The sequence below is a fragment of the Flavobacterium kayseriense genome (assembly GCF_014305095.1).
GTDB lineage: Bacteria > Bacteroidota > Bacteroidia > Flavobacteriales > Flavobacteriaceae > Flavobacterium > Flavobacterium kayseriense.
In genome coordinates, this window is record NZ_JACRUI010000006.1 from 1 (window position 1) to 24,092 (window position 24,092).

Below are 24,092 nucleotides of genomic sequence, written 5' to 3' on the forward strand. Positions count from 1 at the left end.
ACACTGTTCTTTTTTTGTGGGTTTCATAGTTTACTAAAAGTGTTTAATTTTTAGTCAACCTATTTCAGGATTTGTCAGAGGTAAGCTTGCCACTAACGTAGAAAGGCTTTGACTTGTTGCCGAGACAAACAAGTACTAATTTTTAAATTTAAGACAAATGAATACAGAAAATAAAAAATCATTAAATCCAGCCGAGTTAGGCAATGAGTTCAAAACCGATGTTAACAGTAGTACTTGCGATAAAGGTTATCAAGGAGAGTGTTGTTGTAATTGTAAGTTTCAAGTTAAAATTAATAAACATCCTATAAATCCAAGTTATGCAAAAGGGAGTATATCCGAAACATTTGGGTACGGATGTGAAGTTTTTAGATTTCTAAGCGATGGTTCAAATGAAAATCAAATAATATTTTCTAAGTCAATACATGGAGCATGTGAAATGCACACACGTACCTAGGTATTACTGTTAACGGTTTGCTGCTTTGAGATGGCTGGAAGATCGTAACCGCTAATTTTTCGGCTAAACGAAAACTTGATGCGAAACGATAATTCCACTAAACTCCAGCTAGCTCAAAACAGTTGTTGCTGTATGTAATTTTTTAGTTATTTTCGTCATTCTATTTTCTGCACAATATTTGGCTACAAAGTCAATTCTGTTGATCGAAGCCGAAAATTTTTCACTAACCGATTTCGTCATTAAAAATTCTACCACGAATTTAATTATTTTGATCGAAGAAAATCATTTTCTGCTTAACAATTTCGTGAAAAACAATTCCACTACAAATTCAATTCTGTTGATCGAAGGAAATCATTTTCCGTTTACCGATTTTGTCAATTTAAATTCTGTTGATAGGAGCAGAGCATTTTTCGCTTAACGATTTCGTCAATAAAAATTCTGCTACAAATTCAATTCTGTTGATCGAAGAAAAATTTTTGTCTTCCACCTAATTCTCTACTGCTACGCCATTATTTACAGCAACGTTATGCTGCTTTGAGATGGCTGGAAGTTCGTAACCGCTCAATTTTCGGCTTAACGAAAATGTGAAGCGAAACGACAATTCCACAAAATTCCAGCTATTTCAAAACAGCGGTTAGGCACAGTGTTTTCTTAGTTCAATATTCTTGTTATTGCTTCAAATCGTAAAATTCTATTTGATTTTTGATTAGTTCCTTCTTTAGATTTTGATTTATATTCGTTTATAATTGGCATATGTTTTTCAAAATGCTCACTTAAAAATAATTCTGAATCATAGTTATCAATGAAACTTCTGTATTTTTCAATTTGAAAATCAGATAATCCCTTGTTTGAAATAATTACACTGTAAATGAATGTAAATAATGAGTAAAGATGTACTTTACCATTTAAAAATGATTTTCTAAAAGCATTACCATCAATTATTTTATTTATCTCACTTGTGATTTTTATAAATAATTCTTTATCTTTTTCTTTATTTGGATATTCTTCGTTAAATAATTCGTAAACTCTATTGATGTTTTTTGACGTAATTTCCTCGTCAATACCAAGTTTCATAAATGTTAGAAGATTACTTATAAACGTAATATCTCTCATTCTTCTTCTGTCTGCTAATCCGAATAAATTATTATCCTCCCAAAAAGTAAGTTCTGATAATTCAGAAGCGAGTAGCATAAATTCTCCTTCAAACTCTGCATTTCTCAATTCTTGGGGATTCAAAGTTATATTACCACTATTTAAACGTAAAAACATTTGAACGATTTTTTCTCTTTCTACCTGCGTTCTAACAATTCTAATAGAGAAAATATATGACCAAATTGCTTGTTTATGGTTGTCTTTAAGGTCTGAAAAGAAACAATTTTTAATTTCAGGAAATATATCAATTTCCGAATCTAAGGAACCTTCTTTTAGTTTGTAGTTGTTTTGAATAAATTGAAAAACAGCACCTGTTCTTTGCTGTCCATCTACAATTGAATATTTTGTGTCTCCAGTTTCTGAATTTGTACCGGTATTCCATAAATAAATTTCAGGTATAGGTGAGCCAATTAAAATAGTTTCTATTAATTTTATTTGGTTTTTTTCAAGCCAAACATAATTTCTTTGAAATGTATTGTCTACCGCAATTAAACCTTTGGAATGAAGGTCGAATAACCATTTTGTACTTTGTGGTTGTATGTCAATTTGTTCAATTAGCTTCATCTAGATTTTGTTTTAATTTTTTTATTCCATTAATATGATACGATTCTACTGACTCCCAATTAGCATAAATCCTATAATTTATATCGCAGTAAATTTTATATTCTAATTGTAACTGAGTTTTAAATTCGGATAATTTTCTTTGCCAGTTTTTTAAATCTTCATTTTCAAAATGTGGGTCATCATCTTTTACACTAATAAATTTCCTAAAGATATTAGATGTCATATTTGAATAATTGTTTATTTTTTGATTTTGTGAAATTTCATAAAATGCTGACCAAAAATAAGTATAAAGCTCATTTGACACTAACACTATATCAAAATCTGAATCTTCATTAAATTCTTTAAATTGTTTACTTGGAGAAAAACTAAATTTTGTTTTCGCACTTCCAATAATCGAAATGTTATGAAAATGTATATTCAATTTTGAAGAAATAAATTTTTTGAATTTATCATAATAGAGTAGTGGATCTTCATCAACAATGTGATTTTGAAAATACCATACATCTTGACCGAGAAGATATTTATCATAAATATCTTTTTCGGAATTACCTTTTATAAATGTTGTTATATCGTCTACTGTCATATTTATGTTCTGGGTAACATTGTGCCTAACGTTTACGCTACTTTGAGATGGTGGGGAAAACGGAGAGATATACTTTCTGTTATATAGAGTTTCGTTGCGAAACGGCAATTCCACTAAAACCCCACTAGCTCAAAATAGCTGTTGTCATATCGGTTTTTTGGGCGGTTATACTTTCCATTCTGCTGATTCAAACTTAAATAATATGTTTTTATTCCAAAATATTTTAGTAGATAAATATAAGTTTATTTTAAAAAACAATGATGATGGTCTTTTAGAATATCATCATCCTTTAACTGGGAAAAACTATCTTAAAATTCAAAATTTTGAAAATATATTTAGTTTAATATGTCACATAAACGAGCCTAAAACTAAAAGCATAATGGTTATAGCCAACAGATACGAATGTAATACAGAGTCAGAAATAGAATTTATTTTACTTAAAGGACGTTGGGGGGATTATTTTCAAAATCTGAAATGATTCCTATAATATCGTGCATCGAATTTTCTTTAAATTCATCTATTACTGATTTTTTATTTCTTTCGATACCTCTTAAATTATACTTTTTTAATATTTTAATGTCTCGTTTGATGTTTCTATTATCAGGTAATATTTCAGAAAGCTCCATTGCTAATTCGGTAGCATCATAATACGCTTTATCAGTTTTATTAATGTGAGTAATATTGTCAATTCTGCGTAATAAAGAATTTAATGTTGATAAATCAATCATAATTATTTGGTTTTGTATTTCGGTTTCTATCTTTTAAATTAAGGGAGGATGATTATACTTGATAATGTAATTCTGTTTTCGGTGGTAATTAGAACCTCCAATTACGTTTAAGCTCTTTTGCAACAACCCTTGTTACCCAAGCTTAAACAAACAAACATTACTTACTAAGCACAAACATTGGGTTCCTCCCTTTTTCTTTCAAAACCCTATCTTCACACGGTAGGGTTTTGTGTTTCGTACTAAACTGTATGACAACGGTTCGCCAGTATAATTTCGGCTTGCAAGTAAACCGATTGTATAAATTTAAGACTATCACAACAAAAAATAAAAAATTAACAACCTAAAGTACTAATGTAAAAGCTGAAATATACTGGCTGTTAACATAAGTACTTGTTATAAAACTAAATTATCGTGAAAAAAGAAGATTTTATTAATAGAATATTTAATTTGCTAAAAAACACAAATCAAGAAAGTTTAAAATTATCAATGAATGATGTTCATCATAAGGGTTTATTTTCTCTAGTTATTGACGGAACTGAATTTGGAAAATTAACAAGAGTTTTTATTGCTGACGAAAAACTGAAGCCTTATCAAGTGCAACTACATACGCATAGATACCCAATAAGACTAACTACAATTAAAGGAAATGTAAAACACGTAGTCGCTTATAGAAGTGAAATTATAGATTGTCACACAGTTGAATTATCTGAGTTTGATTACAAAAGCCCTTTGAATGGTGGTGATGGTCTAAAGTACTTAAAGGAAACTAATGTAATCATCAAAGATTATTCGTTACCGATTGGAGCAACTTTACAAATGACTTCTGACGAATTTCATACTGTTGCTTGTTCTAAAGGTTCTATTTGGATTGTTGAAGAATTAGGTTTTGAAAAAGATAGTTCAAAAGTTCTTGGAGTTCCGTTTATAACAGAAGGACTTTATACCGAACCAAAATCGTTCCAAGTAAATGATAAGCATCAAATTGTAAAACGTGAAATAACTAAAATACTTCTTGACTACAAAGCTGTGTAGTATTTATGTTAACGTTTTGCAGCTTGGCGATGTGGCGGATTAAGGAAGCCTAAACTTTCGGTTAAGCACTGACTTTGCAAGTACAAAACCAACTTCAAATTAAGCCCAAAACCCGCCATATTGCCAAACTGCTGTTAGGCGTTCGTTGTTTTTCTTTCGATGTATTTTCTCAGTTTTTCGTATTCAATTTTCTTTATATAATTTTCCATATAGTCATAATCAATTTTCCCTTTCTTGTCAATTGGAAAAAGTATTTTTTGACGTAACATTCTACCTTCGTTAAACTTATAAGCATATTGAAATTTTGTTTTTTGTTTCAAAATCATTGTCTTTATAAACAAATACAAAAACTCGTTTCCTTCAATTTCTTTTAGACTTAATCTTTTAACATCGTCTGAAAAAATTGCTTTATAAGGATGATAAAAATTTTCAACAACGCTACCGTTGTAGTTTACGCCTAAAACATTTGAATCTAATGAAGAATTTGTATTAGAAACAAAATTTGTAATACCATTATTTGAATCAGAAGCACCAATAAAAGGCGTTTCGCCTTTTATCATATCTGCTTTTGTTAATCTTTTACCAGCTTTGATTTTAAAAATATCTTCAATAAAAAATTCTCCCCATTCTTTTTCATTAAGTTGTTCAACAGGTTTGAAATTTTTAACTTGTTGAAGTCTTTTTTCTAAATAGAGTTTTAGATTATTGTTTTTACAAGTTTCAATATATTGAACATATTTGTTCATAAAATCAAAATTTGGTAAATTCTTTGAGTCTATCGGTAAAAGAATTTTTTCTCTTTGTATCCTCTTATCATTAATTTCCCTATTAAACCCATACTTTTCACTTAATCTCTTTGCAATGGTTGATGTAAACAAATAAACGTTCTTGGAAAATTTTTTATTTTCAAGTTTTGTTACGTGGTCACTCGCAATAAATGAAAATGGTTGATAAAAGGTTGCTCCAACACTACCACTATTTGCAATAGTCAAACAGTTTTCAAAAACACGTACTTTTTCTACATTTCCTATGAAACCGTCAACACCATTTGTAGTTGCAGAGGAAGAGATATAAGGTTGATTACCTTCTATGTGGTCACTTTTTTTAATTCTTTTCCCTCTTTGGATTTCAGTAAAAATATCCTTGAGATAAAAAACATTCCATTCAACGTCACTTAGTTTCATATTCTGTGTTTTATTTTTAGTCAAATAAATGTTCTTTTCCTGTCAATATCATATTAAACTCGAAAGTTAAATAGTCTGCTATAGTTTTTTCAAAATCTTTATCATCAGGAATTTCATCATTAAAATAATAAAAAGAATGTAACCATTCATCATCAGGTTCAATGGTTGTTTTTACACAAAATTTTGTTTCAGCATCAATGCGGTCAAACCATACATCTAAAAGATGTTGCTTTTTATCTTTTGCTTGAATGGTTTCTACCAAACCTCTATGTTTTTGTACTTCAAAACCATCATTCTCAAAATTAATAAACTTTACATTTTTTTCTTTGTAATGAGGTACACCTGCTGTAAAAATTGCAATACAAGGATTTGTACCCACACCATAAAATGAATTTTTGTTAAGAGTTACAACTCCTTCCAAAGTATGATGTTTTAAAATATTTTCTTTTGTGGCTTGTTCTTCCTTTGTTTTGCCTACCATAGTAGATTGCGGAACAATAACTACAACTTTACCGTCTTGAACAACAGAATTTAATAGATGTTCAGTAAAGTTTAACTCGTATAAACTCGGACTAGTTTTGCTACCCATAGAGTAGGGTGGATTCATCATCCCAACGGTACAACTTTTTTCTTGTAATTGAGATGGATTGTATTTTAAAAAATCTTCTTGCTCCAAATTACTTTTACCATCGCCACGCAATATCATATTTGTTGTTGCAATGGTAAACATATAAGGTTGTAATTCTAAGCCGTGAAGTTGGTTTTTTCTAATATTTCTTTGTGTCTCGGGATTATCAGTTTTTTGCAACATATCGTGCATTGCTGCAATTAAAAATCCAGCAGTTCCGCAACAAGGGTCTAAAACAGAATCGGATGGTTTTAAATCTACTAAATCACAAAATAATTCTGTTATGTGTTTTGGAGTTAAAACAATTCCTAATGATTGTCCGTCACCACCAGAATAGGACATAAACTCTCCATAAAACCTACCTAAATAATCTTCAGCAGATTGAAGGTATTTTATGTTTTTGTAAATATTCTCATAAAGAAACTCTGTGAAGTGTTTTAAAGGTGTTTTTTTTAATCCTTCGCTTATTTCATTAATTGCCTTTGTGTCTTTGATTACTAAAAACTGACTTAATAATTTTTCTTTTTTTACTTGAGGTGCAACATTTGACCTTTTTAAATTCTTTTCAATAGCTTCATAAATTTTTTCGCCATCGGTATTGGTTTCGTCTCCAATTAAACTTTCAATACTAAAACCTTTATGTTCCATTTCACGCAAAGCCAACAAAATACCAGAAACAATTAACGGTTTGTCTTTATCTTGAATACTACCGTAATTTCTTAAATCTTCGTGAAGATTTTTAGCGTCTTTTAAGATTTCCTCTGTTGTTTTCTCTTCAGGTGTTTGTTCTTTTAAAATATTTTTAGTGTAGTACTCGTCAATGTTTTTTTCGTTGAAAAGTGTAAAAGTTTCAACATCGTCAAGTTCTTTATAACCGCCTCTTTCGTCAATAAAAATTGGTGTTATTTTATGTCTTTTTTCGTTTCCAGAAACTCCAAAAACAATAAATTTTTTATAGTTTGTGTTTTTCGCTAAATGTTTACCATAAAATAATGCACCATTTACCGCATAATTTTTTATACTTGTAGTTTCGCTACAAATTACATCTTTATCGTTTCTCTTTATGTGAAGTGAAACATCTGCTTTATTTTCAATAACTAAAACGAAGTCTTTAACAATTCCGCTGTATTCAGGAAAACCAACTTTTCCAGTTCCAGCTTTTGATGCGGATTTTAAAGCGTTGTCAATGTCTTTAATGTTGCTTCCTTGTGGATGTAAGTCAATATTCGCTTCTTTAAGCAATTCATAAACCCACAAATCTGTCAATATTTCTTTCTTCGCCATTATTTTGTAAATTTGTTAGTTTCGCAAATTTAGGATTTTTATTTCTATTATTTGTCGATTTGTCAGTCGGTTTTGCGGTTCTGCTACAATGACGCCTAACTTGTATATAACGTCAAATATATACATCTTTTTTGATGTTTTTTATCGTCCGCTAAGTTTTTTCTTATTATTTTCATCAACTAAGCGATCTAACGGGCTGGCGATTTTGTCTGAAGCTATTTTAGATACATGAGTATAGATCGTAGTGGTTTTGATACTAGCATGTCCTAAAAACTTCTGAATATATCTTATATCAGTGCCACTCTCCAGTAAGTGTGTTGCAAAGCTGTGACGCAACGTGTGAACCGTGGCTTTCTTTTCTAGACCTGATTTTTTTAAGGCTTGTCTCATTACAGATCTCGCACTTCCTGTGCTGTAGGGCTCGCCAGCAAATTGCCCTTCAAAAACGTATTTGTTGGGTTGGTACAGCTTCTTGTATATCTCTAACGAGTTAACGATCGAGTAGGGCAACATAACCATTCGGTCTTTTTTGCCCTTTGCATTTTTAATATGTATTTTGTGTTCTGAGAATAAAATATCTCTCCATTCTAAGGTAACAATCTCACTCACTCGAAGGCCTGCACCATAACCTATCAGTAACAGCAACTTATGTTTAGGATTATCGACCGCCCTAAAAATCTCCAAACACTCTTCCATGGTTAGTACTACCGGAAGCTTCTTCTCGAATTTTGGTCGCGGGAGTTTAAGTTCAAAGCCTTTTTGATGTTCTATTTGCTGATAATAAAATAGTAAAGCATTCACCATACTATGTCCTGATGCTGCCGAAAGTCCACGTTCCATAAGGGAAGCAAGGTATTTTATAATTTCTTTTTGAGTAATCGTGTGCGGATCTCGGAACTGATGATCACGTAAAAATTTTAAAAACGAACTCGTATACGTGCGCATCGTTGAGCTACTGTAATTAAGCGCTAAGATAGTGTCTATAAGTAACGAAACATATTCGTGCGCTGCCTCTGGCACTTGATTAAAAAGTTGTTCCTTAGTTTTGCGCAAATCCAATTGTTTGCGGTTGGGTAAATTTTGTTTGAGCAAATATCCCTTGGGCAGTTGGTTACTCACCAGAACATTATTCGGTTCAAATTGCATAAGTATCGCTTCATAAACACTAGGGGTTGCCGGAAGTAAGTAGCAGTTCTTGATGGTGCTAAATCGTACCATCGAAAATCGTTTTATTTTTTCCCGTAAAACAAGGTACGCAGGCATGTAAACCTCAATCCATTTTGAGTCCTCAGGGTGTACTTTGACCACGATAGTCTCACCTTGAAAACTCGATTCGCTTTTGTAAAAATCATTTTCCGGAAAAAAAGAAGGTACAGCTATGATATTTTCAACTTTTGCCTGAACCTCTGCTTGACGCAAAACCATATATACCTTGTAATTTGCATTCCAATACACTCCTTTTGTAGCGAGTAATTGTTTGCATATAGACTGATGGTACGGCATCTTAAAAACCCAATATTTACCTAAGTTAGGTAACAATTCTAGACGCAAGGGAGAAACTAACGGCTTATTTGTCGTTATATGTTCAGGGTTATGCAGCACGGGAGCAACATCTAACTGAAAATCGCTTAAAGCTATGGCTGGAAGGTCACGGCTTATAATAGAGCCGGCCAGCTGTTGCGTCGAATTCGTTTTGGGGTTTTCAATCACTAAATCAGTAAAGTTTTCACTAATGATCTTATAACTTGCTTTACTATAATCAAAATACCAGCAACGCAGCGATTGACTGTATTTACCACCTAGTTTTCTTGCGGTAGTAATACGAGCTGTGTCGTACTTAAAAAAAAGTCCGATTCGGTCTGCATCGCGATGCCATATCTTTTTTACAATGATCTGCATAATAGAAATATAGAGCCACTAAAATACTAATTTATTTACAAAAAAACAGAAAGTATATCGCTTTTTTTTGATGAGCAGGAAATGGTTTGCTATTGCAAAAGTGCATTGGTTTAGGAACAGCATTTTTGTTCGTAACAGCAACGCAGGATGCAACTGCCAAAAAACTATTTTATAATTTTTCGCCGAAGCACAGAATCAGCTATTACTAATCCTGAATAGTAAAAGTAATTTTTTACAAGAAGATAGAAGCAATTTCACTTAATGCAGCAAAAAGGAGGGTAGATTGAGATTTTTTGTGATTCGAAACCATTTTACGCTACTGCAAAAGGGTTTTGCGTGAAGGATGGAGGCTTTGTCTGAGCTCTCCCGTTTTTTACGGGAAGCGAGCGCCGAGAGCCTGACGCTACTGCAATGAAATGGAAGTACCGACACGCTCAAATAAACAAAATCAGGAATCATGAGTAAATGTCTTTGGTTTCCAGACGATTTTACGGATTAGTAGTCACAAGGTGTGAATTACATAACTTAATAAACTTGCAGCATAAGAGATAAGGGATAAAGCAAACCTAAATTTGTAATGTGATAATAATTAAACATCACAAAAACAAACATAAATGAAAATTAAAAACCTATTAGTAGCCCCTGCAATTGCAATGGTTATTTTTTTTACGAGCTGTTCTAGTGACAACACTACAGAAGCAGCTGCACCACCATCAGTAGCTACAACTAGCCCCAGTGTTAGCGCGACAACTGTGGCAAGAAACAAAGTTATTACAGTAAATTTTAGTAAAGAGATGGATGCCTCATCCATCAATACTTCAACTTTTACACTTAAACAAGCAGGTATAGCCGTTTCAGGAGCAGTATCCTATTCAGGAACGACAGCTACCTTTACTCCCGCAGCAGTGCTGGCAGCAAACACGTTATACACAGCCACTATAACCACGGGAGCAAGAAGTGCCGACAATGTAGCGCTTGCCGCAAATAAACAATGGGAATTTACAACGACCGCAAACGCAACAGCAGGCTTAGCAGCGGTGAGTCTTGGTGCCGCTGGGAACTATGTGATTCTTGCTAAAACAGCGATTAACAATGTACCTACTTCTGCAATTACAGGTAATTTAGGGTTAAGTCCAGCAGCAACTTCTTATATTACAGGATTGTCCTTGACTGATTTTACGGGTTATGCTACGGCATCACAGGTGACTGGAAAGGTGTATGCAGCAGACATGGTTACGCCAACGTCTGTAAACCTTACAACAGCGGTGCAAAGCATGCTTACAGCCTACACTGATGCAGCAGGGCGTCCATCGCCTAACTTTTTGAACCTAGGAGCCGGAAACATTGGGGGGCAAACACTAACGCCTGGTTTATATAAATGGGGAACGACAGTTACGATACCTTCTAATATTACTATTTCAGGATCGCCAGATGATGTATGGATTTTTCAAATATCGGGTGATTTGACGATGAGTGCTGCTACAAGAGTAACTTTACAAGGCGGAGCGAAAGCGTCTAATATTTTCTGGCAGGTGGCTGGTAAAGCTACTTTTGGAACTACTTCGCATTTTGAAGGTGTTATTTTATCAATGACGGGCATTACTTTTCAAACGGGAGCTTCGTTTAATGGTAGAGCGCTTGCGCAAACTGCTGTAATCCTTGACGGAAATAAAGTGGTGCAACCACAATAAATACAAATTGCAGTAAAATTTGATACTGAATCTTATAGCGTAATTTGATATAAACTAATGAGTCCGATTTAGATTGGGCTCATTTTTTTTTGGGATATAGTGAACCAACTGATAATGTTCTACTACTTGTCTGTTGCGGACTTCGAAGATAAGTTTTTTCGGATAGACGAAAAGACGATATAAAACGAGAACTACACTAAATCTTAAATAGCCACAAACCGCTGTTGCTTGTAGTACAATTAATCGTAATGATGTCTACATTTCAAAATTTGGATTTCATGATCTATAACCGATAAATTAATCGATGTTCAACATTAATTCTTATTGACCAAAATCCAGCATATTTGTGCTTTAAAGCCTCTGGTTTTCCTATTCTTTCAAAAGGATTTCTTGAAATATCTTTGAGGAGTTCATTTATTTTTTTTACTTTTTTTTTGTCTATTTTTTGCCACTATAAATAATCTTCCCAAGACTCGTCCACAAATACATATTTCATTTTAGTCCTCAATTAAGTCTTTAGAAAATGCTTTTCCACTCCTAAATTTTTCAATTGCAGCATATAATCTACTTTCGTTAGTTCTATTCGATAATTCATAATTTGTTGCCAATAATGAATTATATTCTTCCAGTGAAATAACAATAATTCCCGAATCTTTTCCGAGATTTATAAGTAGAGTTTCAAAGTTGATTGACACTCTATCAAAATAAGATTTAATATCTTTTCTGAAATCTGAAATAGTTGTGACTACCATAATTACTATAATTTGTACAAATTTATGTACAATATTTTGGTTTTTCACGATCTCAGCCCAATTATTGCAGGTAATGACGAGTTTCGCTTGCTTGTATTGCTGGACTTTCTATGATGTATTCATTAGACTTTGTTTGCCTTCTCCCGTTTTTTTATGGGAAGCGAGTACCAAGAGCCTGACGCTACTGCAATGAAATGGAAGTAGAGGCACGCCCAAATAAACAAAAACGCTGTTGCTGTAAAAGTAGGTTGATGCTTATTTTTAAAAAAAAATAGGTTTGAGGTTAATTTTAAAAGCTGTTGTTGCTTAAGATAATTGCCCTTTTCGAATTTTATTTTGCTACTGCAAAAGGGTTTTGCGTGAAGGATGGAGGCTTTGTCTGAGCTCTCCCGTTTTTTCCGGGAAGCGAGTGCCGAGAGCCTGACGCTACTGCAATGAAATGGAAGTAGCGACACGCCCAAATAATAAAACTTGAAATTTAAATTTATTTTGAGAATAGAAGGTATAAAGACCGCTTAACAATCGGCCATATTAACAGCGATTGCAAGTCCACCTTCTGAGGTTTCTTTGTATTTGTTGTTCATGTCTTTGGCTGTTTCCCACATGGTGTTTACTACCTTATCTAATGGTACTTTTGCATTTTTGGGATCGGTTTCAAGAGCGAGTTCAGCAGCATTGATCGCTTTAATCGCGCCCATAGTGTTGCGCTCGATACAAGGAATTTGCACCAGTCCTCCAATAGGATCGCAGGTGAGTCCTAGGTGATGCTCCATGGCGATTTCGGCAGCCATTAAAACTTGTTCTGGTGTACCACCCATAAGTTCGCACAGGGCTGCTGCTGCCATCGATGAAGAAACGCCAATTTCGGCCTGGCAACCCCCCATTGCTGCTGAGATAGTCGACCCTTTCTTGAAGATGCTTCCTATTTCTCCGGCTACTAATAAGAATTGCTTAATTTCTTTTTCGCCTGCTTGATGGTTTTCAATGACTAAATAGTACATTAAAACTGCCGGAATCACTCCTGCGCTACCGTTAGTGGGTGCTGTAACTACACGTCCTAATGCGGCATTGACTTCGTTTACCGCTAAGGCAAAACAAGAAACCCATTTAAGGATTTGGCGAAATTTTACCTCGGTAGTTCGAATTTCTTCGAGCCAAGTTTGAGGACTACTATAGTTTGATAATCCAATCAGGTTTTGATGCATATCGAAGGCTCTACGTCGTACATTAAGCCCACCAGGAAGGATTCCTGAGGTATGACAGCCGATGTACATGCACTCGAGCATGGTATTCCAAATGCGCATTAGTTCGCTATGGATCACATCCTCCGTACGCATGGATTTTTCGTTTTCGTATACGATCTCTGATATTTTTTTGTTTTCGCTTAGGCAAAAGTCAAGCAGCTCTGTCGCCTTATCAATTTGATACGGAAAAGCACATTTAATAGCAATCTTTTTCTTGGCATTGATGCGCTCTTCTTTTACCACGAAACCACCACCAATAGAGTAGTAGGTAGCCGTAAATTTTGCAATAGATTTAGAGTAAGCAGTAAAAGTCATTCCGTTAGAATGAAACGGAAGAAATTCTTTATTAAAGACAATCGCACTAGCGGGATCAAACGGAATTAAGAATTCGTTCCCAAGTTTTATTTGCTTATTTTCTTTGATTGTTTTGATGATACCGTCGATATTCTCAACGGGAATATACTCTGGATCTTGCCCACTAAGTCCTAGCATTACGGCTAGATCAGTAGCGTGGCCTGTTCCTGTTAAGGAAAGCGAGCCATATAGGTCGATTTTTACTTGATCGATAGTCGAAAGCAGGTTTTTTTTGAGCAACTCAGCAAGGAATCGTTCTCCCGCACGCCAAGGCCCAAGGGTATGCGAACTTGATGGTCCAACTCCTATTTTAAGCATGTCAAAAACCGAAATACATTCTTCCATAGTACATTTATTTTGGTTCAAAGATAATTGAATAAAGCAATAAATTGGCACAAAAAAGGCCTAAAACCGTGTATTTGATAGACTTTATTATTTTATTTTCCGTAATCTGCAATTAATTCGAAAAAGTAAACAATTGCGATTTAAATAGTAAAGGGCTAAAATTAAAATGGATAGCCTATCGCTAAGTTAAATACAAGGTTGTCATTACGCCATGAACCACTACCAAAATTGACTTTATCGAGTACCCAACGGTTACCATCTGCTAAAAACGGTTTGCGAATAGGGAAGGCAAGATCAGTACGCAAGACAAGAAATGAAAAATCGAATCGCAGTCCTGCACCCACGCCCACAGCTAACTCTTTCATGAAATCCTTAGATAATTTAGCACCAGGCTTCTCTGGGTTTTCCTTCAATAACCATATGTTACCTGCATCGATAAACACAGCTCCTTTGACAAGGCCATATATTTTAGCGCGGTACTCTGTATTGAACTCTATTTTAAAATCTCCAGATTGATCCGCTAGGAACCCGCCTGTGTTAGTTGTTGAACCATCAAAGCTTCCTGGTCCAATAGATCGAGCTCTAAAAGCTCTAATGCTATTAGTACCTCCATTAAAAAATTGTTTGATAAAGGGCATCTCGTCAGAGTTACCATAGGCAAACCCTCCGCCCACAATAACTCTGCTGGCTAATTGCGAATCCTTGCCTAGTTTATAATAGTGACGCAATTCAGTTTCGATTTTTATAAATTGGCTGAAGGGTACATCAAATATTTCTTTTGAATTTCCTGATTTTAAATTTGCTCCCGTAAGCAATCCCGTTACATTCCCTGATAGATCGACACCACCTTTAAAATAGAAGGTATTTTTTAGGCGCTTTTGCATCGTGTTCGTGAAGGTGTAGGAGTACGTAGGACCAAAAATTAATTGCTTTTCGATTACTTTTCCTAAGGAAGCATTTGCGTCAATTTGTTCTTGATACAAAGCAGTAACATTTTGCGGACTTACGTACGTGATTTCGGTTAAGTTAAGTAAGTGTTCCTTGCGTTCGTTTTCTTTCCAGAGGTAACCAAACGAACCTTTTAAGGTTTGTAAGGCATAGAGTTTGGTTCGGTTTTGAAATTCGTAACCTAGCGTCGCTTTAGTTTTGGGAACAAAACCACTTGCTGATTGGAATTTGAAAGGAGCAACAATTCGGGGCCAAATCAAGTTGGCTTCCGTTCCAAAACGGTAAACATTAAAACCATTGTTTTGCCCTGACACTTGTACTTCTACTCCTCCAAAAGCAGAAATAGTAAGTTGCTCCGCACCTTTTAATAAATTACGATTTCCCCAATTAATATTTAATTCGGTACCGGTATAATTAGCAGAATTGGTTTTAGCCAATAACTCGAGACTGATCGATTTTTTAGGTAAAGGGGTTAGATAATAATAAGCATCTAAAAAGTTTCCAGTTGTATCAGCTACCTTAAATTGGTTTTTTACAAATTTAAAAGTCCCTAAATTTACTAACCTGTTCAGAGATAAATTGTGATCGGTACGGTTGTATAGATCACCTTTTTTAAAATACAATGAGCGATCAAAAACACGGGGCTTAAATAAGTTTTCGGGATCTATTATTGTGAAATCTTTGTACTGAACAATGCTATCTGTTGTAGTAGATAACTTGTCTGAATTAATAGCGTAATTTGGGTAGACAATTACTTTATTTATTTTATATTGCTGCTCAGCTAGGGCAGGAGTCTCCTCCTTTATTTTAACAATTAAATCAACTTTGTGATCCGCAACGGTACTATCTACTTGTACTTTTATATAATCGGAATTAAAGTAGAAAAAACCTTTTTCTTTTAGTCGCGCATCAATACGGTCTCTTTCTTCCTTAATTGCATTAAGGCTATAGCCATTGCCTTCTTTTAAAAGGCTGCGTCTTGTTGATTTCCTGATGGTGCTAGCTAGTAGAGAGCTATCTTGAGGAAATTGTACAGACTGTATTTTATACTGCTCTCTAGGCGTCACAGTATAGGTTGCAGAGGCTTTTTTACCGCTTCTAGTAGAGTCAGCCGTAGCTTTAGTATTAAAATAACCATTATTTTCGGAATAGTTTTCTAATACTTTTGTGGTGTACTCAAGATCAACTTTACTGTACAAAACGGGTGGTTCACCCACTTTATTCTTTAACCAATAACGAAATCCTTTTTCTTTTGTTGGAGTTCCAGCTAAATTGTAGAAGAATAACTTAGGTTTTAATCCTAAAAAGGAACTGTTTGGTTTAGGACGTACTAAGTCTTCGAGTGCCGCTTTTATTTCCTTACGTTCACTTTTAGATGTAGTATTACCTTCATCAAGTACTTTTACTTTTGCTCCTGTATAAAGTAATTCACCTTCGGCTAATTTTTGTGTTCCACCACAGCCGTATACCAATATAATTAGTAGTAAAAAATAGGGAATAGGGGTTTTATTTTTCATAATTATAGTGCAATAGCCTTATTTCTTTTTGGTTTTCACTTCGTCTTTCTTGTCTTTGCTGCTCTGAAATAACTCTCTGAATTTATTATAATCCAACGTCAAAATGAAGGCAACTCCAGTTTCTATCACTTGTCCTTGTAAGGCAACTTGGTATTTGTTTAAACGGTATGCTTTTAATTTATAACGGCCATCTTGCGATAATTGGTATTCAACGGAAACATCTCCCGCAATATTGTTTGTAGTTTCATTTGTTTGTTGTGGTCCTTCGAGACCAAAACTGCTACCTACAGTTACCTTTAAGCGATCGTTAAATAATCTTTTGGATACGCCTACACTCAAGTCGGTTTTATTTTCTTCTTGACCCGTTGTGAAATCTTGGGAGGTATTTAAATCAAAATTAAGTTCGACTCCATTAATTAAATCACCAGCAAGATTGTTAAGTTGTTGTGATAATATTTTACTGGCGCTTTCTCTCGCTATCGAAGCTACAGAACTGCCTCCAGCTTCACTTGAAAAAGGGTTTTCTCCAATAAAGCGGTTTAGTAACAACAAAGCAAAAACTTGCTTGTTTAACTCATCCGGTTGCTGACGTAATTGTGTTAATTTTGATTGCGTTGTATTGATGACTTCGGCAGAGACACTATTGTTACCATCAGGTAAAACAATATCAAAACTTATACTTGGTTTCATCAAATCGCCATTCATTTTCAACTCGGTTTCAAACGGAATTTTTTGCTTGTAAGTATTTCGAACAGCATCTGCAGCACCTCCTAATTGATCATTAACTAAATCAAGTGGAGCAGCTTCATTTTTATAAACTGCCGTAATATTAATATCTGCAGCTGTTGGTTCCCCGGTCCAGAGTATGTAGCTACCATCTTTGATCTCAAATTTACGTTTGATAAAATTGAAATTCATTTCATAAGCGCCTTCTGTCAGTTCGTAACGTCCTGTGAGTGTCGTTTTTCCCGAAGGATCAATACCACCATTTAATTGGGCTTCCCCTTTTAGTTCTAGAAAGTCACCATTCGCTTTATCGATAACAATACTTAGAGAGGCTTCTTTATCTACTTCGATATTTACAGAGGCATTTATCCCTGTGATTTCTGTCTGACTTAAGTTTTCATCAACAGCAACTTTAGTAATAAGTGTTGGATTATCTTGATCTATAAACTCAACTATACCTTCACGGTCAGCAATGGAAGGGTCTGATTGGGGCATAACAATCGTGAACTTAGTGTCTTTATTTACTTTGATATTCCCCTCGACAATAGGACTGTTTAAATTTCCTTTTATAGATAGTCGATTGTCTAAGTACATTTCACCATAAAATAAGTCATTGTCTTTTTCCTTAGAGTTCAAGGCTTGGAAATTATCTGCAACTACTGTCAAATTAAATCCTGGATTGGTTAAGTCTTTACTGCTTATACTACCATCAATTACAAGATCATTGTCTTTTTCATCTTTGATCGTGAATTGATTTAAACGTATCTCATCATTAACAAAACTAATTTTGTCATTCATTGATTTAAAGGTGGCATTAAGCGTGCTTACCTTAAAACCAATTTCATTAAACTGTAAATCACCATTTAATTTTGGTTCACTACTATTTCCAGTTACTTTAAAACTACCATCAAAGTGACCCGTGCTTTCTTTTAAATTTCCAAGGGTAAAACCTTGAATGCTTTTTAGATTTAGTTTACCAATGAGTAAATCAAAATTTAAGTTGCCACTGTCTATCTTATATGCGCCCGTTAAGTCTACTTGATTCCCTTGTCCTGTTATTGCAACCGCGGCGTTCAAAGTGTTTGCCAAAGCATTATCAATTTGGATTTTGATATCTCCCAAAGTATCTTTCTTGAATGCAAAATTAGCAACATCTAGATCAGCAGTGAATATCGGACTTTGACTAAGGTTTTTTACCAAAGCAGAACCATTGATGTTCCCATTAATTTGAAGATCGCTTTTCTCGACCATACTACTAATGGTTTCAATTTTAAAATCTTTAAAATCAATAGCAAGTGGAGCATTCTCTTTATTATTTTCTGACTGTATTTTTATACTGCTTCCTGTATTGCTTAACTCAAAATTAGAAGCGTTTATTCCTTGCTTACCTACACGAATACTGTTTTTAGGATCAATAGTCCAAGACTCATAATTAAGCATCAATTTATTAGGGTCTAACTGTATCACTGTCGCGTTATCGTCTACCTTAAGCATTCCAGATATTGTGTAGCGGTCTTTGTCCTGAATGTCTTTTAAAAGGAGGTTGTAATCTAGAAGGTTTTTTTCTACAGCACCGTTTAATGCAGTGTATGGAAGCTGAAATTGTTCATTTTGAATATCATCGATCATGATATTGTATACCAAGGCATCGTCTTGTTTGTCGATACTAAGAATAGCATTTGTTATTGTATTCGTTCCATAAACTAATTTAGGAATAGAACCATTCAAAACAATGGAGTCATTTATGGTGTTGTAACGTCCTGTTACAGCGATTGGCTCTAAACTTTTTATCGCTGGAACTAATTTTAGTAGGAGTGGACTATCCGTAACTTTTAATTCGAAAGCTAGAGACTGGTTTTCTGTCTTGCTTTGTTTGGCCAATGTAGCAGATCCGTAATAATGAGCAACAGAGTTAGCGATAGCAGCGCCTATTTTTGAAAGCTTGTATTTACCATCCACATTAGCACTCAAAAAAGGAGACTTTACAACCAAGCTGTTTTTATCAGCGGTAGCAACGGCGATTAGGCTAATGGAATCTGTTACAAATTCTTCTTTTTCATCAGCTACAGTTAAATTTAGAATGTTAAAAGAGCCATTGAGGTAATCAACATCAGCAGACTCTATATCAGCAATGACATCGCCTCTAATTTTAAGTGGCCCTGCATGAAGATTTAACTTTTCTAAATCTGCAATATCAAGGTTTAGTTTGATCTTACCTTTTGGGTATTTATCATTAAATCCTCCGTTTGCAACTAGGTCAAAACTCAAGTTTGGATCGGTGCTGTTCGCTGCAGCATCAAATGAGCCGTTGTTTATTTTTCCTTTTAAAGCAAGATTTTGGTAATTATATTTGTTGTAATACAGCTGTTTGATAGTACCATTGAGTGAGGCATTGGCCGATTTTGGATCTAAGCCGCTTCCCGTAATAGTTGTATTTAAACTTATTTTCCCCACTGCTGCATTCTTGATTAGTTTCCCTAGATCAAAATTTTGTAGTTCAGCCGTAGCGTTGTATTTTTCTTTATTCTTGACAGCTTGGTTAAATTGTCCTTTTAGTTTGGCACCCCCATAACTACTACCCAAAACCAAATCAGTATAAAAATCTTGAATGCTTCCTTTAAAACTTCCTTTTAAATTGAAAGCAGCAGGAAGCTGAATGGTTTTAGGAACGGTTCCTTTTGGGACAAAAGCAGTAAGATCTTTTGCGGTCGTTTCAAACTGATTAATCACTAGGTCAAAATTAGCCTTATCAACATCTGGTAAGCCCGTAATTTTTCCGCTAGCATCAACTGTAGTAGATCCTATTCCACTAATTTGAAGTTTAGGAATGGAAATATTTTTCAGTTTTCCACCTACTTTCGTATCGATAGCAAGGATCGCATTGGGATTGTCTTTAAAAGGGTTTGTATTTGCCAATGTAGGAACAAATACCAAAATGTCTTTGAATCCAATCGTGCTTTTTTGCAAGTTGGCATTAATACTTATGTCTCCCAAATTAGTACTAAAACTCTCGATAGATGGGTATCCTATTTCGATCTGGTTTTGTACTAAAGTTTGAGGTGTTTTTAAATATAAATTTTTGAAGAATGCGTTTTTACGACCGTAAAATAATTCAGCTTTGAAAGATTCAATTGCCAATCCACTTTTTTCTTTAACTGTAAGAGATTCCACTATTGCTGAGGTACTAATGTTGCTGTAGTGAATGGTGTTTATTTGAGTGCTTAAACCAGATAATGCAAGGTGCTTATAATCAATTCCTTTTCGAACCGCTACCGAGTTATTGTCGTCAAAAGCAAAACCAACGCGATTTAGGCTTAACTTTTTGATTTTTACATCCCAATCATTTCTTCCTCTAGTCGACACTGTACTTGCTTCAGCAACTTTTTTAATTTTACCAATGGCTAATTTTCCCTCTGCATTTGTTAACTCGATTTTATCAATCAAAATTACCTGATTGCTCAAATCGGTTCTATCAAATTTTGCAAATAGTTTTTTGAAATCAAGTTCAGTATCTAATTGGCTTTGGTCATCCTTATAAGCAATACTAATTTTTGATAGGTCTAACTCTCCCAAACTTAATTTTAGATTTGGAGAAGAATCAGCTGTTTTAGCAGGTGGAATACTATTTTGAACTAGTCCTTGACTGTATTTTAATTTTAACCCTTGTACCTTAACTTTAGGTACAGCAAAATCCATTTTGTCTAAATCAAAATTATCTATTCGAGTGTCTAGATGTTGTAACTTTAGTGCAATATCGCTTTTCCCAAAGGCATCATTATAGCGAATGTTAATGGTGTCTAAGTTGATCTTACCTAAACTAATTACTAACGGATCGCTAGGTGCTTGAGGTTCTTTTTTAGAAGTTTCAAAAGCTTTGATTAGATAGTCAAAATTAAAGATTCCCGCTTTGTCTCTGCTGACATTCGCAGTTATACCATCTAAGTCGATAGTATTTATGATCACGCTATTGTCTAATAACTGCAACAGACTAATGTCTACGGCTATTTTTTTTCCAGCCAACAAGGTGTCTTTATTTTGGTCTTCAAAATAAACGCCTTCAAGTACTATTTTTTGAGGGAACTCAATTTTTAGTTTATTAACAACGACTTTAGTTTTAACCTTTTCGTTGAGATAAGTTACGATTTTGTCTTTAGCAAAGTTTTGAAAAGCAGGTACTTGGATGATGATAAGTGCTGCAAATACGATCGTAAAAACGATTGCTATTAGCCATGTAAATATTCGTAAACTTTTTTGCAAGTATTTTTTCAAATGATAATTTTAAAGATTCACAAAATATAAAAAACTCTTATGATACAGTAAAAGATTTTTATTGCATACAAATATCAAAATTTATATTCACTTTAGCTTACAAAATTTAGTCTAAACCTTATAAATTAACGATTAATTAGATTAAAAAGAGGGAATAGTGCAAAGCTAAATAACAAAGGATCGCTAAAAGCAGCGTATTTCTGAAAGTACAATAGTAAATGTATTGCAATTGTTGCTGTATAATTTGTTAGTACCTACTGTGACAAACTGATAGTCGATTGTAAACTTGAAATTAGTATCTGTTTGTAATTTTAATAAAGAAAAAGAAGTTTAGGGTCTTTGTTGGGCAATATCTTAAAAGTGATTTTAGTAATTGCTGTAGTATTTAGCAAGTAAATTGGCATAATTGTATAGAATGCAAAGTAGATACTTTTAGCTAAGCTTGATTGTTCCTCTCGAACCTTCTTGGGAAGGTAGTAACTCAAAAATGGCTTGAGGGTTTAAACTAGTTTCGATGCGGTGAGAAACATAAATGATAGCTATTGAAGTCTCTGCAGTCAAGATGTTTACTAAACGGGTTATTAATCGTGCGTTCTCATCATCTAGTCCTTCTAATGGTTCGTCTAAAATCAGTAAGAGAGGGTGTTTTAGTATGGCTCGTACAATTAGAGCAAGTCGTTGTTGACCTAAAGGCAACTGCTTAAAAGGATAGTCTTTTTGAAGGTTTAAACTAACTAAATCCATCCATTGTTTAACAATTTTTTTTTGTTCTAAAGTAGGTTGGGTATAAAGCCCAACCGAATCGAAAAAGCCAGACAGAATCATTTGTTCCAGAGTTTGACTACCTTGATAATCGCTCGTCATGGTATTAGAAAAGTAGCCAATGTGCTTTTTAATTTCCCAGATGCTTTCTCCACTGCCTTTTTTACGACCAAAAAGGTAGAGGTCTTGCCCATATCCTTTCGCATTTTCTCCAGTTAGTAATGATAAAAGGGTACTTTTTCCAGAGCCGTTAGGACCTATGAGCTGCCAGAATTCTCCCTTTTTTATGATCCAATCGATATCAGTAACAATTTTTCGATCGTGATAGGAGACAGAAACTTTTTTCATTTCGATTAAAACAGGATCAGTATAGGAGGTGTTCTCCAAAGAGGGAGGAATTCTGTTTTTTAAAATCGCTTCATTGTCAGAGGTTTCTATTAAGATAGGATGCAATTCAAATGAGATAGGGCTAACCTGCTTGCTGTTTTGGATAAAAGGCAACAAGTCATTTACACGATTCACAATATGAATGATAATAATACTTGTTGCCAATTTTTTTAATTCTGCCAGAAAAGACAGGCGAGAATGTTTGTCTAAGTGATCCAAGGGATTGTCAAAAACAATGTAATCGGCGTTTTGCTGTAAGCAATACTTTAAAAAAACTTTTTTTTGCTCTCCTGATGAGAAAGTGTTCAGCTTTCGTTCACTATTTAATTTATTCTCTACTACGTCATATTTGTATTCCTTTTGAATAAAATCGTGAATAGCTAAATCAGAAAACAATACGCCTTTTAAATTATTTAAAAACGATAACGAAGCAGGAGCATTCTCAGAAAGGATACTCTTGACGAATGTTTTTTTATCAACTTGATTGGACAATAGAAAATTATGATGTTGGCTAGCTTTCATCAATTATAAGTAAGGTATTGAATAAATTAAAAAGCGCTGTTTATAGAGCAACAAAACTATCAGACCTTGGTATCTTGTTCATCGCATCGATCGCTAATTGCGGTACTGGATTAATTAATTTTCTTAATTGTGTGTCCATCCAAGCGCCATCTACGGTAATAGTAGCGCAAACTTGCTCATCGGTATTTTTGAATTCATGAACGATAGACCATCTAGAAGCATCCGCCGTCATTTTAGAAATAGTAGTGTGCATTGTTATAACATCTGATAATTTTAGTTCTTTTCTAAAAACGCACTCTTCTCTGAAAAGAATAGGACCAAAATGATGAATTTGAAAAGCTTTCATGGTAAGACCAAGACTTTCTAGTATTTCTATACGATGCTGCGCTCCAAAGTCGTAATATGCACTGTGTCTAACGTGAAAGTTTGGATCTAAGTCAGACCAACGAAAAGATAATTGTTTGCTAAAAGCTGTCATTGTTGTTTTATTTTAATTTTTAATTGAGGTAAAATTAGGGAATTGAGCAGTACGATTTTTGTATTGCAATTTAATTTTAAAGGATATTTGTTAATTGATATCGCTACTATGTAATGTAGATAAAAGGCAGGCAAGGAAGTTTACAAAGCTATTTTTTCAATAATAATTGGATTATTAGCACTGTCATTGTAGGTACAAGTCATTGCGATTATATCGATACGCCAATTGGCTATTCCGCTTTTTGCGGCATCGGTACAAAAGGTATAATAATCAGTTTGGCCATCTTGATACATAAATAGATATTCGATGAAACGTTCCTTATTAGCAATGGGAGAAATTGGAATTAGATCATAGGTTTTATCCGTTGCGGTCGCGTAATTATCATCACCATAATACCTTACATGACCATCTGAGACTATTGTATCGTATCCTTTGACTCCTAGGTTAATTAGTTCTTGTATGTAAATGGGGAAATCAGCTGCTGTTTGCACTTTCTCGTGCGCTATTTTAATTTGTTCTAGAGTAAACATTAAGTGTATTTTTGAATTATTCTTGAAAGGCTAAAGTTAATCAAGTAAATGAAAATGGC

General features: G+C 34.2%; 16 protein-coding genes and 1 pseudogene. 3 read left to right on the plus strand and 14 right to left on the minus strand.

Going from position 1 to position 24,092, the window contains the following annotated elements:
- Positions 1 to 157 precede the first annotated feature (157 nt).
- Positions 158 to 454 (plus strand): hypothetical protein, encoded by a 297-nt coding sequence (locus H8R22_RS14670; protein WP_187011153.1) that lies wholly within the window; start codon positions 158 to 160, stop codon positions 452 to 454.
- Positions 455 to 1,105: 651 nt separating this feature from the next.
- Here H8R22_RS14670 and H8R22_RS14675 read toward each other — a convergent pair.
- From H8R22_RS14675 to H8R22_RS14685, 3 genes are all read right to left on the minus strand, one after another.
- Positions 1,106 to 2,170: a DUF262 domain-containing protein gene (locus tag H8R22_RS14675; RefSeq protein ID WP_187011154.1), complete on the minus strand. Its 1,065-nt coding sequence runs from the start codon at positions 2,168 to 2,170 to the stop codon at positions 1,106 to 1,108.
- Positions 2,157 to 2,753, minus strand: a complete 597-nt coding sequence (locus H8R22_RS14680; protein WP_187011155.1) for a hypothetical protein — start codon at positions 2,751 to 2,753, stop codon at positions 2,157 to 2,159. The genes H8R22_RS14675 and H8R22_RS14680 overlap by 14 nt, the downstream gene beginning before the upstream one ends.
- Positions 2,754 to 3,190: 437 nt before the next feature.
- Entirely contained in the window at positions 3,191 to 3,481 is a 291-nt protein-coding gene (locus H8R22_RS14685; protein WP_187011156.1) for a hypothetical protein, read from the minus strand.
- A gap of 411 nt (positions 3,482 to 3,892) precedes the next feature.
- On the opposite strand from H8R22_RS14685, the gene H8R22_RS14690 reads away from it, so the two are divergent.
- Entirely contained in the window at positions 3,893 to 4,513 is a 621-nt protein-coding gene (locus H8R22_RS14690; protein ID WP_187011157.1) for a hypothetical protein, read from the plus strand.
- 134 nt (positions 4,514 to 4,647) lie between these two features.
- On the opposite strand, the gene H8R22_RS14695 is transcribed toward H8R22_RS14690, so the two are convergent.
- From H8R22_RS14695 to H8R22_RS15720, 3 genes are all read right to left on the minus strand, one after another.
- Complete coding sequence (locus H8R22_RS14695) at positions 4,648 to 5,697, minus strand: restriction endonuclease subunit S (protein ID WP_187011158.1); 1,050 nt, start codon at positions 5,695 to 5,697, stop codon at positions 4,648 to 4,650.
- Between the two features lie 16 nt (positions 5,698 to 5,713).
- Entirely contained in the window at positions 5,714 to 7,609 is a 1,896-nt protein-coding gene (locus H8R22_RS14700; protein WP_187011159.1) for an HsdM family class I SAM-dependent methyltransferase, read from the minus strand.
- A gap of 141 nt (positions 7,610 to 7,750) precedes the next feature.
- Positions 7,751 to 9,508 (minus strand): tyrosine-type recombinase/integrase, encoded by a 1,758-nt coding sequence (locus H8R22_RS15720; RefSeq protein WP_187011160.1) that lies wholly within the window; start codon positions 9,506 to 9,508, stop codon positions 7,751 to 7,753.
- Between the two features lie 614 nt (positions 9,509 to 10,122).
- Between H8R22_RS15720 and H8R22_RS14710 the strand changes: the two genes are divergently transcribed.
- The gene (locus H8R22_RS14710) at positions 10,123 to 11,199 is read left to right on the plus strand and encodes an ice-binding family protein (protein WP_187011161.1); all 1,077 of its coding nucleotides are present in this window, start codon (positions 10,123 to 10,125) and stop codon (positions 11,197 to 11,199) included.
- 239 nt (positions 11,200 to 11,438) lie between these two features.
- On the opposite strand, the pseudogene H8R22_RS14715 reads toward H8R22_RS14710, so the two are convergent.
- From H8R22_RS14715 to H8R22_RS14750, 8 genes and pseudogenes are all read right to left on the minus strand, one after another.
- A pseudogene (locus H8R22_RS14715) lies at positions 11,439 to 11,641 on the minus strand (Txe/YoeB family addiction module toxin).
- A gap of 55 nt (positions 11,642 to 11,696) precedes the next feature.
- Complete coding sequence (locus H8R22_RS14720; protein WP_187011162.1) at positions 11,697 to 11,951, minus strand: type II toxin-antitoxin system Phd/YefM family antitoxin; 255 nt, start codon at positions 11,949 to 11,951, stop codon at positions 11,697 to 11,699.
- Between the two features lie 515 nt (positions 11,952 to 12,466).
- Positions 12,467 to 13,894, minus strand: a complete 1,428-nt coding sequence (locus H8R22_RS14725) for an L-serine ammonia-lyase (RefSeq protein WP_187011163.1) — start codon at positions 13,892 to 13,894, stop codon at positions 12,467 to 12,469.
- Positions 13,895 to 14,055: 161 nt separating this feature from the next.
- Positions 14,056 to 16,359, minus strand: a complete 2,304-nt coding sequence (tamL, locus tag H8R22_RS14730) for a translocation and assembly module lipoprotein TamL (RefSeq protein WP_187011164.1) — start codon at positions 16,357 to 16,359, stop codon at positions 14,056 to 14,058.
- Between the two features lie 18 nt (positions 16,360 to 16,377).
- Positions 16,378 to 21,354 carry a translocation/assembly module TamB domain-containing protein gene (locus tag H8R22_RS14735; protein ID WP_187011165.1) on the minus strand — a complete coding sequence of 1,659 codons (4,977 nt, stop codon included), beginning with the start codon at positions 21,352 to 21,354 and terminating at the stop codon, positions 16,378 to 16,380.
- Positions 21,355 to 21,786: 432 nt separating this feature from the next.
- Positions 21,787 to 23,025, minus strand: a complete 1,239-nt coding sequence (locus H8R22_RS14740; protein WP_187011166.1) for an ATP-binding cassette domain-containing protein — start codon at positions 23,023 to 23,025, stop codon at positions 21,787 to 21,789.
- A 40-nt stretch (positions 23,026 to 23,065) separates the two neighbouring features.
- A complete protein-coding gene (locus H8R22_RS14745; protein ID WP_187011167.1) occupies positions 23,066 to 23,503 on the minus strand; it encodes an acyl-CoA thioesterase in 438 nt (145 codons plus the stop codon).
- Between the two features lie 140 nt (positions 23,504 to 23,643).
- Positions 23,644 to 24,033, minus strand: a complete 390-nt coding sequence (locus tag H8R22_RS14750; RefSeq protein ID WP_187011168.1) for a DUF1398 domain-containing protein — start codon at positions 24,031 to 24,033, stop codon at positions 23,644 to 23,646.
- Positions 24,034 to 24,092 lie beyond the last annotated feature (59 nt).

What these genes read in the sequence shown, in the direction of transcription:
- tamL (WP_187011164.1), bottom strand. Translation starts at nt 16,359, where the DNA reads ATGAAAAATAAAACCCCTATTCCCTATTTTTTACTACTAATTATATTG.
- H8R22_RS14710 (WP_187011161.1), top strand. Translation starts at nt 10,123, where the DNA reads ATGAAAATTAAAAACCTATTAGTAGCCCCTGCAATTGCAATGGTTATT.
- H8R22_RS14720 (WP_187011162.1), bottom strand. Translation starts at nt 11,951, where the DNA reads ATGGTAGTCACAACTATTTCAGATTTCAGAAAAGATATTAAATCTTAT.
- H8R22_RS14675 (WP_187011154.1), bottom strand. Translation starts at nt 2,170, where the DNA reads ATGAAGCTAATTGAACAAATTGACATACAACCACAAAGTACAAAATGG.
- H8R22_RS14670 (WP_187011153.1), top strand. Translation starts at nt 158, where the DNA reads ATGAATACAGAAAATAAAAAATCATTAAATCCAGCCGAGTTAGGCAAT.
- H8R22_RS14750 (WP_187011168.1), bottom strand. Translation starts at nt 24,033, where the DNA reads ATGTTTACTCTAGAACAAATTAAAATAGCGCACGAGAAAGTGCAAACA.
- H8R22_RS14725 (WP_187011163.1), bottom strand. Translation starts at nt 13,894, where the DNA reads ATGGAAGAATGTATTTCGGTTTTTGACATGCTTAAAATAGGAGTTGGA.
- H8R22_RS14740 (WP_187011166.1), bottom strand. Translation starts at nt 23,025, where the DNA reads ATGAAAGCTAGCCAACATCATAATTTTCTATTGTCCAATCAAGTTGAT.
- H8R22_RS14700 (WP_187011159.1), bottom strand. Translation starts at nt 7,609, where the DNA reads ATGGCGAAGAAAGAAATATTGACAGATTTGTGGGTTTATGAATTGCTT.
- H8R22_RS14745 (WP_187011167.1), bottom strand. Translation starts at nt 23,503, where the DNA reads ATGACAGCTTTTAGCAAACAATTATCTTTTCGTTGGTCTGACTTAGAT.
- H8R22_RS14685 (WP_187011156.1), bottom strand. Translation starts at nt 3,481, where the DNA reads ATGATTGATTTATCAACATTAAATTCTTTATTACGCAGAATTGACAAT.
- H8R22_RS14680 (WP_187011155.1), bottom strand. Translation starts at nt 2,753, where the DNA reads ATGACAGTAGACGATATAACAACATTTATAAAAGGTAATTCCGAAAAA.
- H8R22_RS14695 (WP_187011158.1), bottom strand. Translation starts at nt 5,697, where the DNA reads ATGAAACTAAGTGACGTTGAATGGAATGTTTTTTATCTCAAGGATATT.
- H8R22_RS15720 (WP_187011160.1), bottom strand. Translation starts at nt 9,508, where the DNA reads ATGCAGATCATTGTAAAAAAGATATGGCATCGCGATGCAGACCGAATC.